17 protein-coding genes are annotated in these 15,714 nt (G+C 63.4%); 4 read left to right on the top strand and 13 right to left on the bottom strand.

Annotation, left to right across the window (positions count from 1 at the left end; all coding sequences use genetic code 11):
* Window positions 1-9: 9 nt before the first annotated feature.
* The 7 genes from AC6H34_RS21650 to AC6H34_RS21620 form a co-directional block, all read right to left on the bottom strand.
* The gene (locus tag AC6H34_RS21650; protein WP_497540168.1) at window positions 10-1,467 is read right to left on the bottom strand and encodes a hypothetical protein; all 1,458 of its coding nucleotides are present in this window, start codon (window positions 1,465-1,467) and stop codon (window positions 10-12) included.
* 20 nt (window positions 1,468-1,487) lie between these two features.
* Window positions 1,488-2,129, bottom strand: a complete 642-nt coding sequence (gene purN / locus AC6H34_RS21645) for a phosphoribosylglycinamide formyltransferase (RefSeq protein ID WP_448147024.1) — start codon at window positions 2,127-2,129, stop codon at window positions 1,488-1,490.
* Complete coding sequence (gene purM / locus AC6H34_RS21640) at window positions 2,126-3,199, bottom strand: phosphoribosylformylglycinamidine cyclo-ligase (protein WP_448147023.1); 1,074 nt, start codon at window positions 3,197-3,199, stop codon at window positions 2,126-2,128. The genes purN and purM overlap by 4 nt, the downstream gene beginning before the upstream one ends.
* On the bottom strand, window positions 3,196-4,179 hold the full coding sequence (gene speB / locus AC6H34_RS21635; RefSeq protein ID WP_448147022.1) for an agmatinase: 984 nt from the start codon (window positions 4,177-4,179) through the stop codon (window positions 3,196-3,198). The genes purM and speB overlap by 4 nt, the downstream gene beginning before the upstream one ends.
* A gap of 63 nt (window positions 4,180-4,242) precedes the next feature.
* Window positions 4,243-5,253: a LacI family DNA-binding transcriptional regulator gene (locus tag AC6H34_RS21630; protein ID WP_497540167.1), complete on the bottom strand. Its 1,011-nt coding sequence runs from the start codon at window positions 5,251-5,253 to the stop codon at window positions 4,243-4,245.
* A gap of 117 nt (window positions 5,254-5,370) precedes the next feature.
* Window positions 5,371-6,258 (bottom strand): phytanoyl-CoA dioxygenase family protein, encoded by an 888-nt coding sequence (locus AC6H34_RS21625; RefSeq protein ID WP_448147020.1) that lies wholly within the window; start codon window positions 6,256-6,258, stop codon window positions 5,371-5,373.
* Window positions 6,259-6,412: 154 nt separating this feature from the next.
* On the bottom strand, window positions 6,413-7,450 hold the full coding sequence (locus AC6H34_RS21620) for a PLP-dependent cysteine synthase family protein (protein ID WP_497540166.1): 1,038 nt from the start codon (window positions 7,448-7,450) through the stop codon (window positions 6,413-6,415).
* A 181-nt stretch (window positions 7,451-7,631) separates the two neighbouring features.
* Here AC6H34_RS21620 and AC6H34_RS21615 point away from each other — a divergent pair, with 181 nt between their 5' ends.
* On the top strand, window positions 7,632-8,186 hold the full coding sequence (locus AC6H34_RS21615; RefSeq protein WP_497540165.1) for a PRC-barrel domain-containing protein: 555 nt from the start codon (window positions 7,632-7,634) through the stop codon (window positions 8,184-8,186).
* Window positions 8,187-8,364: 178 nt separating this feature from the next.
* On the opposite strand, the gene AC6H34_RS21610 is transcribed toward AC6H34_RS21615, so the two are convergent.
* Window positions 8,365-9,510 carry an AAA family ATPase gene (locus AC6H34_RS21610; RefSeq protein WP_497540164.1) on the bottom strand — a complete coding sequence of 382 codons (1,146 nt, stop codon included), beginning with the start codon at window positions 9,508-9,510 and terminating at the stop codon, window positions 8,365-8,367.
* A gap of 247 nt (window positions 9,511-9,757) precedes the next feature.
* Here AC6H34_RS21610 and AC6H34_RS21605 point away from each other — a divergent pair, with 247 nt between their 5' ends.
* Complete coding sequence (locus tag AC6H34_RS21605) at window positions 9,758-10,321, top strand: hypothetical protein (protein WP_448147016.1); 564 nt, start codon at window positions 9,758-9,760, stop codon at window positions 10,319-10,321.
* Between the two features lie 36 nt (window positions 10,322-10,357).
* Here AC6H34_RS21605 and AC6H34_RS21600 read toward each other — a convergent pair whose 3' ends face one another.
* A complete protein-coding gene (locus AC6H34_RS21600; RefSeq protein ID WP_497540163.1) occupies window positions 10,358-10,564 on the bottom strand; it encodes a hypothetical protein in 207 nt (68 codons plus the stop codon).
* A 133-nt stretch (window positions 10,565-10,697) separates the two neighbouring features.
* On the opposite strand from AC6H34_RS21600, the gene AC6H34_RS21595 reads away from it, so the two are divergent.
* Window positions 10,698-11,819, top strand: coding sequence for a LacI family DNA-binding transcriptional regulator (locus AC6H34_RS21595; protein WP_497540162.1), 1,122 nt, complete (start codon window positions 10,698-10,700; stop codon window positions 11,817-11,819).
* A 91-nt stretch (window positions 11,820-11,910) separates the two neighbouring features.
* Here the strand turns inward: AC6H34_RS21595 and rpsI are convergent, their stop codons facing one another.
* The 3 genes from rpsI to AC6H34_RS21580 form a co-directional block, all read right to left on the bottom strand.
* Window positions 11,911-12,384 carry a 30S ribosomal protein S9 gene (gene rpsI / locus AC6H34_RS21590; protein ID WP_448147013.1) on the bottom strand — a complete coding sequence of 158 codons (474 nt, stop codon included), beginning with the start codon at window positions 12,382-12,384 and terminating at the stop codon, window positions 11,911-11,913.
* Window positions 12,385-12,388: 4 nt separating this feature from the next.
* Entirely contained in the window at window positions 12,389-12,850 is a 462-nt protein-coding gene (gene rplM, locus AC6H34_RS21585) for a 50S ribosomal protein L13 (RefSeq protein ID WP_448147012.1), read from the bottom strand.
* Window positions 12,851-13,024: 174 nt separating this feature from the next.
* Entirely contained in the window at window positions 13,025-13,594 is a 570-nt protein-coding gene (locus AC6H34_RS21580) for a nitroreductase family protein (protein ID WP_448147011.1), read from the bottom strand.
* Window positions 13,595-13,787: 193 nt separating this feature from the next.
* On the opposite strand from AC6H34_RS21580, the gene AC6H34_RS21575 reads away from it, so the two are divergent.
* Entirely contained in the window at window positions 13,788-14,720 is a 933-nt protein-coding gene (locus AC6H34_RS21575) for an RgsD C-terminal domain-containing protein (RefSeq protein WP_497540161.1), read from the top strand.
* Between the two features lie 29 nt (window positions 14,721-14,749).
* On the opposite strand, the gene AC6H34_RS21570 is transcribed toward AC6H34_RS21575, so the two are convergent.
* Entirely contained in the window at window positions 14,750-15,646 is an 897-nt protein-coding gene (locus AC6H34_RS21570; RefSeq protein WP_448147009.1) for a cation diffusion facilitator family transporter, read from the bottom strand.
* Window positions 15,647-15,714: the final 68 nt, after the last annotated feature.

Below are 15,714 nucleotides of genomic sequence, written 5' to 3'. Positions count from 1 at the left end.
CGCCCTCGCCTACTTTTCCGGCAAATCGAAGGTCTGGCCATTGACCGTGAATTTCTTGGCCAGACCATCCACCGAGACGTTCCAGACAAGCCGGCCGTCCTCGCCGCTCTTCGCCAGGCCCTTGATCAGCGCCAGCCCGAGATTCGCATTGGCGGCGTCGGGCGAATTGAGCTTGCCCACAGCGGCTACGATGTCGTCGAAGCCCCGCATGGAGAAGACACCGTTGCCTTGCAGCTTGAGGTCGATCGGCGCTTCGGCGTGACCGTCAAAGTCGTAGGCCGCCGCCGCCGCATTCACATTGGCGGTGATGCGAGCATCTCCCTTGAACAGAAGGCTCATCAGCGCCCCCTGCACCGCATCGTTCGACGGGCTGGGGTTATCGAAAATGGTCTTCGCCGCACTATCGAGGTCGAGGCCTGAAATCTTGAGCCCGATACCCGCCTTCCCCGGCAACAACGGCGTGGCTTGCGGGGGCATCTGGGGGCTTGCGACCGTGAGGCCCGCAATATTCATATCGACCTGGTAGTTCGAATCCTTGGCGACGCCCGAAAGGGCCTGACGCTCGGCATATTGTTCCAGCTTGACGCTAACCTCGTCACTCTCGACGCTGATGCCGGTAAACTCCGAATTGATCTTGAGCATGTTCCACAGCGGGAGCGCGGCCTTCGCCTTCGCCAGCACTTCGCTTTCCAATGGCTTTTTCTTGCCCATGCCCTCGGACGAACGTGCCAGCATCAGAAGATCCGCGATCTCGTGGGCGCGGGCCGCCTCCACACCAAGATCGTAGCGCAGATCGCCGATCTTGAAATGAATGAGTTGGTCCTTCTTCTTCTCATCAGGGAAAATTGCCGTAAGGCCGCTCATCGCTACGGACAACTTCAGGTCAGCGGTGGCTCCTTGCTCCACGCCGCTCCAGGCCAGCGAGAATTTTCCCATATCGAAGTCGATGGGATCCTTCGCATCGGGCGCCTTGATGGATACGGCATCGCACCCGGCGGAAACCGTCGAGAGATAGCTGTCCTTCGGATTGAATACGCCGTTGGCAACGCAATTCGTCAGCTTCACGCTGGTGATTTTCTTCGGATCGTCGGTATCCGGCGACGAACCGGAATAGGAGAGAGGATCGGCGATGAAGGCATAGGTGCCATCATCCTTTGGCGTCACATGCACGGTACCCACGGGCAGCGGTTGAGACGGCTTCGACTTGGACTCCCCCTTGTTGGGGTCGACGATGAAATCGTAGCTTTCCCCTGCAGGAACGATCCTGACGATGCCTTTGCGAAACGCCTCGTCATCCCCCAAAAAAGCCTCCAGCCTGGCCTGCAGGTCGCGGGCTCCCTGCTCGGTCGCCGGGGCGGCATGGGCCGGCGCGAATGTGAGGGCGGTCGTCGCCATCAGGCCGGCACCGGCCAGCATCTTGAGACCACGGCGAGAAAGCCCTGGATATGAATTACGCAATGCGCCCATTATTTCTTCCCAACCCAACTCTATGCGTCGTCGATGAACACCAGATCGCCCGGTGCAATCTCGACGCGTTCACCCATCACGGGTGCTTCCCCGCGTACCACCCGGGCGAGAGCCGCCGGATAGAGCCTGTGCTCGGCTCGCAGCACGCGGGCCGCCAGTTCGGCAGCCGTATCGCCGGGCAGCACCGGGACGGCAGCCTGGGCGATGATCGGTCCCTCGTCCATTCCCGGGGTAACATAGTGTACCGTGCAACCATGCAGCCGGACACCCGCTTCGAGCGCGCGCTCATGCGTGGCCAGCCCCGGGAAGGAGGGCAGCAGGGCCGGGTGGATGTTGATCATGCGCCCCGCCCAGCTTTCGACGAAGGCCGCCGTCATCAGGCGCATGAATCCCGCGAGTGCGACGATATCCACGACATGGGCTTCGAGGCGGGCTTCCAGCGCCGCCTCGAAATCCGAACGGCTGGCGAAAGCCTTGTGATCGATCGCTTCGGCGACCAGGCCGGCCTCGCGGGCCCGCGCAAGGCCCGGTGCGTCGGGGCGATTGGAAATGACCGCGACGATTTCCGCCGGATAGGACGGGTCTTTCGCGGCCTCGATCAGAGCGGCCATGTTGGAGCCGCGGCCGGAAATCAGGATGGCGACCCGTTTGCGGCCCTTCATAGTGCGAGCGTGCCGCGATAGGTGACGCGCTCGGCGCTCTCCTGCCGCACCACCGTGCCGAGGCGCATCGGCGGCAGGCCCGCCTCCGCGAGAGCCTTCTCCACCGCCTCGGCATCGCCTGCAGCCGTGACGACGATCATGCCCACGCCGCAATTGAACGTGCGAAGCATCTCGCGCTCCTCCACCCCTCCGGTCCGCGACAGCCAGCCGAACACCGGCGGGGGCTTGATAGCGGCCAGATCGATCGATGCCCCGATGCCGTCGGGCAGCACGCGCGGGATGTTGTCGGGAAAGCCGCCGCCCGTGATGTGGGCGAGCGCCTTGATTGCGGTGCCCGTGGCCTTGAGGGCGGCGAGCAGCGGCTTCACATAGATCCTCGTCGGCGTGAGCAGCGCCTGGCCAAGGGTACCGCCTTCGCCGAAGGGAGCGGGAGCATCCCAGGCGAGACCCGACAGGGAGACAATCTTGCGCACGAGCGAATAGCCGTTGGAATGCACGCCGGAGGACGCAAGGCCGAGGATGACGTCCCCCTCCGCCACGCCGCCCCGCGGCAGGATGGCATCCCGCTCGACGGCGCCGACGGCAAAGCCGGCGAGATCGTAGTCGCCATCCGCATACATGCCCGGCATCTCGGCTGTCTCGCCCCCGATCAACGCACAGCCGGCGTCCGTGCAGCCCTCGGCAATTCCCTTGACGATAGCGACGCCCTGCCCCGGCGCGAGCTTGCCGGTGGCGAAATAGTCAAGGAAGAAGAGCGGCTCCGCGCCCTGCACGACGAGGTCGTTCACCGACATCGCCACGAGATCGATGCCGACCGTGTCGTGAATACCGGTTTCGATCGCCACCTTCAGCTTGGTGCCAACGCCGTCATTGGCGGCAACCAGCACCGGATCCTTGAAACCGCAGGCCTTGAGGTCGAACAGGCCTCCGAAACCGCCGATCTCGGCATCCGCACCGACACGACGGGTCGCGCGCACCAGTGGCTTGATGGCATCGACCATGGCGTTGCCGGCATCGATGTCGACGCCGGCATCGGCATAAGTCAGGGAATTCTTGTGTATCTTGCTCATATCCCGGCTTTGCCCTGCTTCCGCTCTGCAATCAAGCCCAGATAGTGCTGAACCACAGTTGCCCCCGCGATCGAGGTGATGTCCGCATGATCATAGGCGGGTGCCACTTCGACGAGATCGCAGCCGACGATGTCGAGGAAGCCGAGGCGGCGCAGGATCATCAGCGCCTGGCGGGAAGACGGGCCTCCCGACACGGGAGTACCCGTGCCTGGCGCATAGGCCGGATCGAGGCAGTCGATGTCGAAGGTGATGTATGTCTTCGCATCGCCCACGCGCTGGCGGACCTGCTCGACCACCTCGTTGACCGTCAGGGTCTCGAGATCCTCACCGTAGAGAATCCTGATGCCGAAATCATCGGGAGCATGGGTGCGGATACCGATCTGGATCGAACGCTCCGGCAGTATGACGCCATCCCGGACGGCGCGCCCGACGAAGGAGCCATGATCGATGCGGCCCTCGTCGTCATACCAGGTGTCCTGGTGGGCATCGAAATGCACCAGCGCCATCGGACCGTGTTTCGCAGCATGGGCCTTCAGGAGCGGCCAGGTGACAAAGTGGTCGCCACCGATGGAGCACAGCATGGTGCCGGTATCGATGATGTCGCGCGCCTGCGCCTCGATGCAGGCGGGGATTTCGCCGTGGCGCGCATAATCGAAGGAGCAGTCGCCATAGTCCACCACCGCGAGATGCTCGAACGGATCGGCGTGGAAGGGATATTGCGGATCGCCGTCGAAGATGGCCGAAGCACGCCGCACGCCCTGCGGTCCAAAGCGCGCCCCGGGCCGGTTGGACACCGCCGCATCGAAGGGAATGCCCCACACGGCAACGTCGATGCCTGTCAGGTCCCTCTGGAAACGCCGCCGCATGAAGGACAGCACGCCGCCGTAGGTCGGCTCGGTGGCGCCGCCCAGGATCTCCTTGCGGAAGACGGCGTTGTCGGTCGGGCGAGGACGCAGCGGATCGGCAGTGGGGCCAGCCATGGTGAACTCCGGAAGATGATGCCAGAGGATTTACGGCGAACGCGTGACAAAGGAAATACCAGCTCAGCGGGTGACGGGCCCGGCGACGGAATCCCGCACTATCAGCCTGGCGGCAAGTTCGATGCGCCGAGGCTCGGATATGTCGCCAGCCATGCGGGCGCGCAGGCGCTCGACGGCCTGGATCGCCAGTTCCTCGACGGGCTGGCGCATGGTCGTCAACGCGGGGCGGAAGGCACTGGCCCAGGGAAAATCGTCGATCGCGACGACCGATATGTCTCCCGGCACCCGAAGGCCGGCATCGTGGAGGCGCCGCATGACGCCGACCAGCATCTGGTTGTTGGAGACGAACAGCGCGGTAGCGCGTCGTTCGGCTCCGATCAGGGCGCCGACTGCTTCATAGGCGCCTTCCTCCCGAAAGTCGGCATGGACGATGTCCTCCGCCCCGAAGGTCAACCCGCGTGCCTCCAGGGCGGCGAGGAAGCCGCGCGTGCGTTCGACACTGGAAAGGCCCTGCTGGGGACCTGCGACAGCGGCGATATGCCGGTGCCCGAGTTCCATGAGGTGCGAGGTTGCCACGAAAGCCGCCGCGAAATTGTCGATCACCACAGAGTCGGCTCCCGCTCCCGGCGGCGCGCTGTCGACAAGCACGATCGGCGGTCCGCGGCCGATTGCGAAGGCGTCCCCGTAATCCGGAATGTCGCCGGCGGGGCACAGGACGATGCCGTCCACCCGCTGGGTACGCATCAGGGCAAGGGCCTCGCGCTCACGCGTAACGTCGAAGGCGGTATTGCACAACACCATCGAGTAGCCGTCCCGGCGCGTGATCTGCTCGACGTAATGGACCAGCCTGGTGAAGAAGGGATTGGTGATGTCGGGGATCACCAGGCCTATGAGGCGGGAGGATCCGCTCTTCAGGCTGCGGGCGATGCCGTGAGGCGAATAGCCCAGTTGGGCGACTGCCTCCCGCACTCGTGCCTGCAGCGCGTCGCTGACGAAGGCTGCGCCGCTGAGCGTAGCGGAAACAGTGGCAGTAGAGACGCCGGCGAGACGGGCAACGTCGCGGATGGTCGGCATGAACGCTCGAGTGGTAAGGTGGGCGGGCGCAAGCCTGCCGGCCAGGAAGGAATCAACCTGGCCGATTGTTACTGCTAATCGCGACCCCGACAAACGTCGGGACCGCGGCGCGAAGCGCTAGCGCCACCAATGGCCATCCGCATCCGTGCCGGCCTTGCGGGCCGAGCGCTGGGCAATGGCATTGTCGGGCAAAGGCTCGATATCCATCAGGAAGCGCTGGGCCGCGCTCATGCGTTCATAGAGGTCCTGCGTCAGATATTCACGCTGGACCAATTGCTGCGGCAGATCGCGGCGCGTGTAGGTGAGATGGAGAACGCGCCGCCGCTCACCGCTGCGGTTGACCGTGCCCCCATGCCACATCGAGGAATTGACGATGATCACCGAGCCCTTCGGGGCCTTCACATGCATCTCGCCCGGATAGGGCGCAGCGAGATCAGCGGGCGTACGCTCCTCCTCCTCGGGCGTGAGAGGGGACGGTTCCCAGTCTCCCTGGTTGACATGGGGTACGTTGATGGGATGCCACCGGTGGGAGCCGGGCACGATGCGGGTAGGCCCGTTTTCCGCCGTCATGTCGTCGAAGGTGACGATGGCGTTAAGCACCCACCAATCGTCCGGGAAATATTTCGGCACGTCGACGTGAAGATCCTGATGTCCCTTGCCCGGCAGTGGGTCGCGCAGATTGGCGCCGTGCAGCTTGAACTCGCCGAGCAGGTAGTGCGAGGCAGCCAGGAGCGGCTTGATCTCCAGGCAGCGATCATAGGCCGCCGTCTTGTTGAAGAGGTTGGATACGCGGGGAGCGCCCGGCTCGACATGCACCTCGTGCCCACCCTGCTCGCCCTCCTTGCGATGAAGATTGTCGAATTCGGCGGCCATCTCGCGGCATTCCTCCGGCGAGAACACGCCGGTGATGACGAAATAGCCGTTCTCGTCGAGGGATCGCCTCTGGTCCTCGGTAAACTCCGCTCCGGTAACGCCGAGTTCGCGCAACGCCTGCTTGGTATACATTCCCTTCCTCCGATCTGCGGTGATTCAATCACTCTTCAGCATGGCCATGTGGAAACTAGCCGTTTAGCTAAACGTTTAGTCCAGAGGAAACATACATTTTTCGACCCTGACAGACAAGGAAGCATTTCAAGACGGCAGAAGTGTGCGGCGCCCGCTAGATCAGGGCGCGGACGGCGTCGATCCGCCCGGCCAACCCCTCTCCGAAGCGGCTCGCGACCAAGGCGTCATCGAAGAGGTCGGCATAGCGTTCGCCGGAATCGCAGATCAGCGACACGATCGAGCCAGCCTGCCCTGCCTCGATCACGCGCCGCCGCAGACGCAGCACACCCATGAAGTTCGTGCCTGTGGACGGGCCGACCCGCCGGCCCAGGATCTGCGAGAGCACGCGCATGGCGGCGATGGAATCGAGGTCTGCCACGGGGATCATCTCGTCTACGACATCGCGGATGAAGGAAGGCTCGACGCGCGGGCGCCCTATGCCCTCGATGCGGCTGCCCAGGGCGGAGACCAGGCTGCGGTCACCCGTTGCGTGGTAGGGCGTGAATACCGAATTCTCGGGATCTGCCACGGCGACCTTGGTGGCGTGCCGGCGATAGCGGACGTAGCGCCCGAACGTCGCGGAGGTGCCGCCCGTGCCTGCGCCGACCACGATCCACGCCGGAATCTTGTGTGTCTCGCGAGCCATCTGGTTGAAGACGGATTCGGCGATGTTGTTGTTGCCCCTCCAGTCGGTCGCCCGCTCCGCGAAGGTGAACTGGTCCATGAAATGACCATTGGTGTCCCGGGCGAGCCGGTGCGAGGCCTCATAGACGGCGTCGGCGCTGTCGACCAGGTGCAGCCTGCCTCCATAGAACTCGATCTGCGCGCGCTTCTCGGCCGAGGTGGCGCGCGGCACCACGGCGATGAAGGGCAATCCCAGCAGCCGCGCGAAATAGGCCTCGCTGATCGCCGTCGAACCCGAGGAGGCCTCGATGATGGTGGTGCCCTCGTGCACCCAGCCGTTGCACAGGGCATAGAGGAAGAGCGAACGAGCCAGCCGGTGCTTGAGGCTTCCGCTGGGATGCGTGGTCTCGTCCTTGAAGAAGAGATCGATATCGCCGCCGATCGGCACGCTGACGAGATGCGTATCGGCAGAACGGGCGAAGTCCGCCTCGATCCTGGAAATGGCGCCGTCGAGCCAAGTGCGGGACACGCTGTTTCTCCTATGATCCGGCCTGCGCCTATAAGCGAAAGTAGCGCTTTGCGCCACCTCTGCTCCACCCCGGGGCACCGGCCGTGGCGCGTCGAACGGCCCACTCGCGAAGAGAAGATAAGGAACATCAAGGACGTCCACACGTTTTCAAAGCGGGACGGGCTCATGAGAGGAGGTTTTCATGATCCGTAAGACAGCACCCTACGCGTTTGCTCTTGCCGCAATGCTGGCGACGCCGGTCATGGCACAAGCTCAGCAGGCATCACAGCAGCCGCAGACAACGCAACCGCAGGCAAACTCGACGTCACCCGCCGGTGCCGTCACCTTCATCACCAAGGCAGACCCCGGACAGTATCGGGCAAGCCAACTCGTCGGCGTCAAGATCTACAATCCGCAGGACGAGAATATCGGTAACGTCAACGAATTGATCGTCGACAAGAAGGGTTCGATCGTCGGAGTGGTGATCGGCGTGGGCGGCTTCCTGGGGATAGGCGAAAAGAACGTCGCCCTCCCCTACTCCGTCATCTCCTGGGTGGACATGCCACCGCCGGCGCCTGATACGACGGCCGCACCACCCGCGGGCGGGGCTGGGCCGACCACCCCGACGCCCGCTCCGGCTGCAGCGCCCCGAAACACCGTGCAGGATTACCCCTATCGGGGCACACTGGCGATGACCAAGGAACAACTCCAGGGCGCACCCGACTTCAAATTCGCCTCGGAGACCTCCACCCAATAAGGACTGATCAGTCCATAATAAGTGCCACGACGAACCAACCCAACAGGATATGGAACAGGCCGGAGTCTCCCCGAGATTCCGGCCTGCGCTCATATCGAGACTGGTGCAACATGCAGCTCGGCCGCTGGAATGAAGTTCTCCGTCAGCGATGACCGGCCTTCTCCCGCGTAATTTGTCCTCAGTCCTCGGCTGCGAAGTCGCCGGACAGGCGGAGACCTTCGAGCCAGGTCTCGCCGTCGCGCTTGACCACCCTGTGAGGGCCAACGCCGGAGAGATCCCGAATGGCATCCGCCAAGGTCTGCGAATGCGTGACCAGCCAGATCTGCGTGCGCTGGGAAGCACGGACGATCATGCCGGCAAGCGGCACAAGCAGGTCGGGATGCAGGCTTGCCTCGGGCTCGTTGAGCGCAATGAACGGCGGAAGCCGGGCCGACAGGAGAGCGCCCGCCATGGCAAGATAGCGCAAGGTGCCATCCGAGAGTTCGCCCGCCTCGTAGATGCGCCTGGCATTGTCAGGGAAGACCATGCCGAAGGACGCCGTACGATCCGGCATTGGCACGACCAGCCGGGCCCCTGGAAAGGCTTCCTCGATGCTCTCCTCCAAGGCAGCGGTGTCGGTCCGGATATGCACCAGCGTGGCAAAGACGGCGGCGAGGTCGTGGCCGTCCGATGCCAGCGTGGGGGTTGCTACCGCGTGACAAGGCTGGCGCAGGGGTGAATCCCGATCGGTGCGCAGGCCATGATAAAAACGCCATTCAATGAGGGCGCGCCGGACAGCCGCTATGTCGGCCAGGCGATCGGCGTCATGCAACGTGGCGAGCGCGGTCTCGGACGCAAGCAGGGGAACACCGAAGGAACGCCTTTTTCCATCTTGTCCAAGGATGGTGAGCGACGGCCCCTTGCGTTCCAGCACGGTTTGCTCCCGCCCGCGATGGCTGAATTTGAGTGTCTCAAGCTTGACCTGCGGCTCGCCGAGGAAACCATTCCCGAAAATCGCGCCGCCCGCCTGCTGCACCAATCCCGCCTCGATGCGATAGCGATAGGCTGCAGCCTCCCCGACCAGGCCGACATCGAGGTGAATGCGCGCCGGCTCGTTCTTCGGACGTGTTCCGGCCCAGAGTGCTGCGGCCAAGCCTCCTTCACGAGCCAGTTCGTGCGCGAAGCTGCCTCGCGCCGCTGCCTGGATCAGTTGCAGGCCGCGATATAGATTGGTCTTGCCCGTGCCGTTGGCGCCGACGAAGACGGTCAGTTCGCCCATCTCGAAATGAATGGAGCGCAGGGAGCGATATCCCTTGAACCAGATATCTCTGACGGAAAAGGACATGTGCCTTCCGATCCGGGCCTGGCCAGCGCTGCCCCTTCCATCGCGGTGGGACATGGCTCGCCATGCGACCTGCCCTGACGCCCGCGAACCGCGTTGCCGCTGGGCCGATTCTCCGGGGGATAGTCGCAGCCGGCCGGGCCTCGCGCAATCCCGCCTCTGCCAGGCCTAGAACTCCGGCGAATCCGAGTGGTTGTCGCCAGGGCCAACTTCCACCATCCTGCGGAATCTTCAGCCTTGGGGGGATGGGGTGAGACGCTTATTCCTGGTTCTGGCCACCGCTCTGTCCACCGCCGGCGGTGTCCATGGGGAATCCAGCCTGCTCGGCCAATATGGCGCGGCGAGACAGGCGTTCCTTGGCACTGCCGGTAATTCGGGCAGCTTCCTGCGCGACTATCCGCAGGTGGTCTTGGCCGACATCGACGGCCTATGGCTGTCTCTCACCGTATTGTTCGATGAAGCGCAGGCTTCGGATGGTGCCATCGCCACTGCCTGCACGAAGCTTGGCATGCGGATCCGGCAAAAGAGCCGCTATGCCTTCACGGGTACGCGCAGCGCCGGCACGGATCACGAACTTGACGTGATCTACAGTTCCATGGGCGGCAACAGGTTCTCGGTCTTTGCCGAAGAGACCCAACTGTTTCGCTTTCTCGGCATCGACGCATCAAAGACCGACGAGGCGAGCCGAACCACGGTGACGAACTATCTGCGCAGCCTGAATGTTCCGGTGACGATCTTTCGGCCATCTCCTGACATCCTGGTCATCCAGCCGGAAGGCCTCAGCCCCCAGATCTTCGGACGATGCTCGGCCTGACGAAGGCGCTGGATCGAACAGAACGCGATCCAGCGCTCAACCGCGCTGGGAGGAATATCTTCCGGGAGAGCATTGCCTCTCGATCCCCTTCTCCTCTCCCCTCGGAGCGAGGAAAAGCGCCAGGAGACGGTCCAGCCAACGTCGCCCCTCTTCCACCTCCACTTCCGGCACCCCTTCCGGCAGTTCGGGTCGCTCCCATTCACGGCAATTGGCAGCCTTGAAGAAGTAGCTCGCAGGAATCATGACGCAGGTTTCCTGTTCAAGTTATTGAATCGATTCAAAAAATACGCCATGCAAATCCGCCAAAAGACAAATCTGACGGATCGTGGCTTATTGAATCGATTCAAAATAATCCGGAGGACTCTCGAAAGTCAAGATGTTTGAATCGATCCAACGCTCCTATTATCGTCGTGTCGGCCAGTGGCAGGGAGCAGCATTCTTGGAGAAGGTCGTACGTCTCGCCGACATCGCCAAGGCGGCCGGAGTGTCGCAAGGCACCGCCTCGAACGTCTTCAACCGCCCGCATCTCGTGCGCATGGAGGTTCGTGAACGCGTAGAGGGTATAGCGCGCTCACTCGGCTATCACGGCCCTGATCCCAAGGGCCGGCTGTTGCGCGCCGGCAAGGTCAACGCCATCGGACTGGTGACGGCCGAGCCCCTATCCTACTTCTTCGAGGATCCCTACGCGCGTGCCATGATGACGGCGATCTCGCAGGCCTGCGACGCGCGTGGCGCGGGGATCGCCCTGGTCTCGGCCATGAACGAGCAGAAGCTCGCATGGAACGTCCACAGCGCCCTGGTGGACGGCTTCATTCTCTTCTGCATCGACGAAGGGCCGCGGCTGGTCGAACTCACGCGAGAGCGCCAGCTTCCGTTCGTTGCCCTTCACCTGGGCACGAAGGACGAAACGATCTCGGCTATCGGCGTCGACAATTTCGCTGGCGCCCGCCTTGCGGCGCGACATCTGGCGGATCTCGGGCACCGCAGATTTGCGATCCTCGCGACGCCGCTCACGGATGAGCATTACGGCTTCGTGACGCTGGTGGACGTGCAAGCGGGTATCTACTCGACGTCACGCGACCGGGTCGCCGGGTATTTCGACGTCCTCCGCGAGTTCGGAATCGAGACCCGCAACGTCCCTATTCTCGAGACCCAAAGCGAGCACGAAGAGGCCGTTCGTCAGGGCCTGGAGCAGATCTTCGCCGCCGCGGAGCCACCCACGGCCTTGCTGTGCATGTCCGACCGAATCGCCTTCCTCGCCATCGGCTGGCTCGGCGAACGCGGCCTTTCAGTGCCCGGCGAGGTGTCCGTCATCGGCTTCGACGGCATTGCGGAAGGCGCCCAGTTCCACCCCCCCCTTACGACCATTGCCCAGCCGATCCATGCCATGGGCCGGCTCGCCGTCGAGATGATCCTGGACGATGCAGGCGGCATCGAGCGCCGGGAATTCGAGACCAAGCTGGTCACGCGAGCGTCGACGGCGCCCGCAAAGCATTGAGGCCGCAAGGGGCCGCTGCGTTCCGCAACCGCGACGGCAATAAAAAACCCCGCCGGAGCGGGGTTTTTCGAAAAACCGAAGTCCAGAAAGCTTAGCGCTTCGAGAACTGGAAGGAGCGGCGGGCCTTGGCGCGACCGTACTTCTTGCGCTCGACCACACGGCTGTCGCGGGTGAGGAAGCCTTCCTTCTTCAGGGCCGAACGAAGTTCCGGCTCGAAGTAGGTGAGGGCCTTGGAAAGGCCATGGCGCACGGCGCCGGCCTGGCCGGACAGACCACCACCGGCGACGGTGATGTTGATGTCATACTGGCCGGCGCGGTTGGCAACGGTCAGCGGCTGCTGGATCAGCATGCGCAGAACGGGGCGGGCGAAGTAGACATCCAGCTCGCGGTCGTTGACCGTGATCTTGCCCGGACCGGGCTTGATCCACACGCGGGCAATGGCGTCCTTGCGCTTGCCGGTGGCATAGGCGCGGCCATGGGCGTCGAGCTTCTGGACATGCTTGGGCGCCTCGGCGGCTGCCGCCACATCACCCAGCGACTGAAGCGAATTGAGCGTATCGGCCATCGGATCAGCCCTTCACATTCTTGGCGTTCATGGCGCCGACATCGAGCACTTCCGGCTGCTGAGCCTCGTGCGGATGCTCGATACCCTTGTAGACGCGCAGGTTGAGCATCTGCTTGCGACCGAGGGGGCCACGCGGAATCATGCGTTCCACGGCTTTCTCGACCACGCGCTCGGGGAACTTACCTTCCAAGATGAACTTGGCGGTGCGTTCCTTGATGCCACCGGGATGGCCTGTGTGGTGGTAGTAGACCTTCTGATTGCGCTTGCGGCCGGTGAGCACCACCTGCTCCGCATTGATGACAATCACGTTGTCGCCGCAGTCGAGATGGGGCGTATAGGTCGGCTTGTGCTTGCCGCGTAGACGCATGGCGATCACCGAGGCAAGGCGGCCCACAACCAGGCCCTTGGCGTCGATGATGACCCACTTCTTCTCGATATCGGCGGTCTTGAGCGTAAAGGAGGACATGGTCTCGCCTGAGTTTCGCTGTCGATCGACGGTTAAAACGGACAAGGCGACCTACGGCCGCCGAGTTGGCGTGCTTCTACACGAGCCCTCGGCGGACGTCAACGCACGTCTTTAGCGAAACATCAAAAATAGTCTTTAAAAAACAATTGCTTACGATAATGGTATTAAAATACCTTAGTTTTGAGCGTAGTATGTGACGACATCGGCAAGATTGGGACGGGGTCGGTCGGGCATGGCTTCCTTTGCCGTTCCGATATGAACGAAGCCGGCAACCTTCTCGTGGGAAGCAATACCGAGGCGAAGGAGCACGCGCTCGTCATAGGCCATCCAGCCGGTCAGCCAGCTCGCGGCGAACCCGAGCGCATGGGCGGCGATGACGAGATTCTCGCACACGGCCCCGGCGGAGAGTTCCTGCTCCCAGAGCGGAATCTTCACGTGATTGGCCGCCGTGGAGACCACGCCGACCACGAGCGGCGCCATGGAGAAACGATTCGATTCCTTCTTCCGCGCGGGCTCGTCGGCATCGGGACAGGCGGCCATGAAGGTGTCGTAGACGATCTGGCTGGCCTTGTCCCGGGCCGCGCCCTGATAGATCACGAAGCGCCAGGGCGCGAGCTTGCCATGGTCCGGCACCCGGCTGGCGATGCCCAGGATCGTCTCGAGTTGCTGCACATTGGGTCCAGGTTCCACCAGAAAGGCAGGCGGCACCGAGCGGCGGGTCTTCAAAAGCGTGACGGCATCCATCGCGAAATCCTTTTGCCGAAAATCCCTATGCGTATGCATCGAGCAACGCGCGATGACATAAGCGGTAGGATGGGCTTTGAACAGACCTCACAATGTCCCGCCCACGGTCTTCGAGCCCCGCTTCATCGGGGAGGAAGGGGTTGCAGGCCAAGATCGGGCTTGAAATTGCCGGCTTTCCGTGAATCGTGGCGGCATGAGTTTCAATCGTTCCTCCTGCCTCCTTGTGGCGAGTGCTGTCCTACTGGCCGTCTCCACGCCGCTCGCGGCGCAGCAAGCGACTCCCGACGCCGGCAAGCCGCCTGCCCCGCCGGCGGCGAATCCGGCCCCGACGTTACCGGCGGCTCCGTCCCAGGCGGGACCGGCAGCCGATCCGGCGTTGCTTCGCAGCGTGAGCCTGTCCGCGGTCTTTACAGAGAAAGGACCGCAAATCGTCTCCGGCATGAAGTGGCGTGTGTTCCGTGTCGAGTCGGCCCGATCAGACGCGGTGAAAGTGACGGAGTCCGACGATCCCAGCCCGAAATTCACCCTGGCACCCGGCCACTACATCGTGCATGCCGCCTATGGCCTCGCCGCCGTCACCAAGGACATCACCGTCGGCCGGGACGCCGTGCAGGACACGCTGATGCTCAAGGCCGGCGGTCTGCAGGTTGAAGCCTCGGTGCTCGACAAACCGATTTCGCCCACGCAGCTGACGGCCCGCATCATGCTGATCCAGCCGACGGGCGAACGCCGTCTAATCGCCGAAGGCGTATCGGCCACCGACATCATAAGGCTGCCCGAGGGCCGCTACTACGTCGAATGCACCTATGGCGATTCCAATGCCGCCGTTTCGGCGGAAATCTCCGTTACGGCCGGCAAGCTGACGGAAGCGACTTTCCACCAGATGGCGGCCAGCCTCACGCTCAAGCTGGTAAGCCAGCCAGGCGGCGAGGCCATCGCGAATACCGCCTGGTCCGTTCTCACGCCGGGCGGCGACGTCATCCGGGAATCCATCGGCGCCTTTCCGTCGCTGATCCTGGCCGAGGGCAACTACACCGTCGTCGCTCGCCACGAAGGCCGGGTCTACACTCGGGAATTCGACGTGAAGGCTGGCCAGGATGGTGACGTCGAAGTCGTGGCACGCTGAGGCAGGAGCGAGTTCCGCTTCCCTGTGCGCTACGAAGCCAGGAGCACGGGAACGCCCTTGTGCTTGGCCTTTTCCTCCGGCTCGACATGGATGGTCACGCGGGCGCCTTCGATCTCCTTGCGCAGGGCTGCCTCGAGCCTGTCGCAGATCGCGTGGGACTCCGATACCGACATCGTGCCCGCCACCACGAGATGGAAATCGATGAAGGTGACGCTGCCGACCTGCCGCGTGCGCACGTCGTGAGCCTCCTGTGCACCCTCGCTGTGGCCGGCGATCGTCCTCGCGATCCTGTCGAGCACGTCGGGAGGTGCCGAAGCGTCCATCAGGCTGGAAACGGAATCTCGGATCATCACCCAGCCCGACCAGAGAATGTTGAGCGCCACCACCGCCGCGAGGAGCGGATCGAGGACCAGCCAGCCGGTAATCGCCACCAGGCTCACGCCCACCAGGATGCCGACGGAGGTCCAGACGTCCGCCATGACATGGTTGCCGTCAGCGATCAGGGCCGGCGAGCGCCATTCACGCCCACGCTTGAGCAGCAGCCAGGCCCAGACGCCGTTGATGACGCCGGCGACGGCATTGACGGCGAGACCAAGAGCCGGCGTTTCTAGAGGTTTAGGCGCCAGAAATCCGGCATAGGCTTCCTTCAGGATCATGACCGCTGCGCCGACGATCAGCACGCCTTCCAGCACGGCTGAGAAATACTCTGCCTTGTGATGGCCATATGGATGCCCGCCGTCGGCCGGCCGGGAGGCAACGCGCAGGGCAAGAAAGGCGGCCCCCGCGGCCACGACGTTGATGATGCTCTCGAGCGCGTCGGAATAAAGTGCGAGCGAGCCCGTCAGCCACCACGCGCCGAGCTTGAGCGCGAGGACGACGATACCGATGCCGGCACTCCCTAGAGCGGCTTTCTGGGCGCGATCCATGCTGATTCCTGAATAAGAGCGGCATCCCTACGCCGATGCGCGCCATGCGCTGCTCCCTACTCCCTGCC

The organism is Labrys sp. ALF-8, assembly GCF_059699065.1.
The sequence above is the reverse complement of the archived record's forward strand: the minus strand, read 5'-3'. Positions and strand labels throughout refer to the sequence as shown.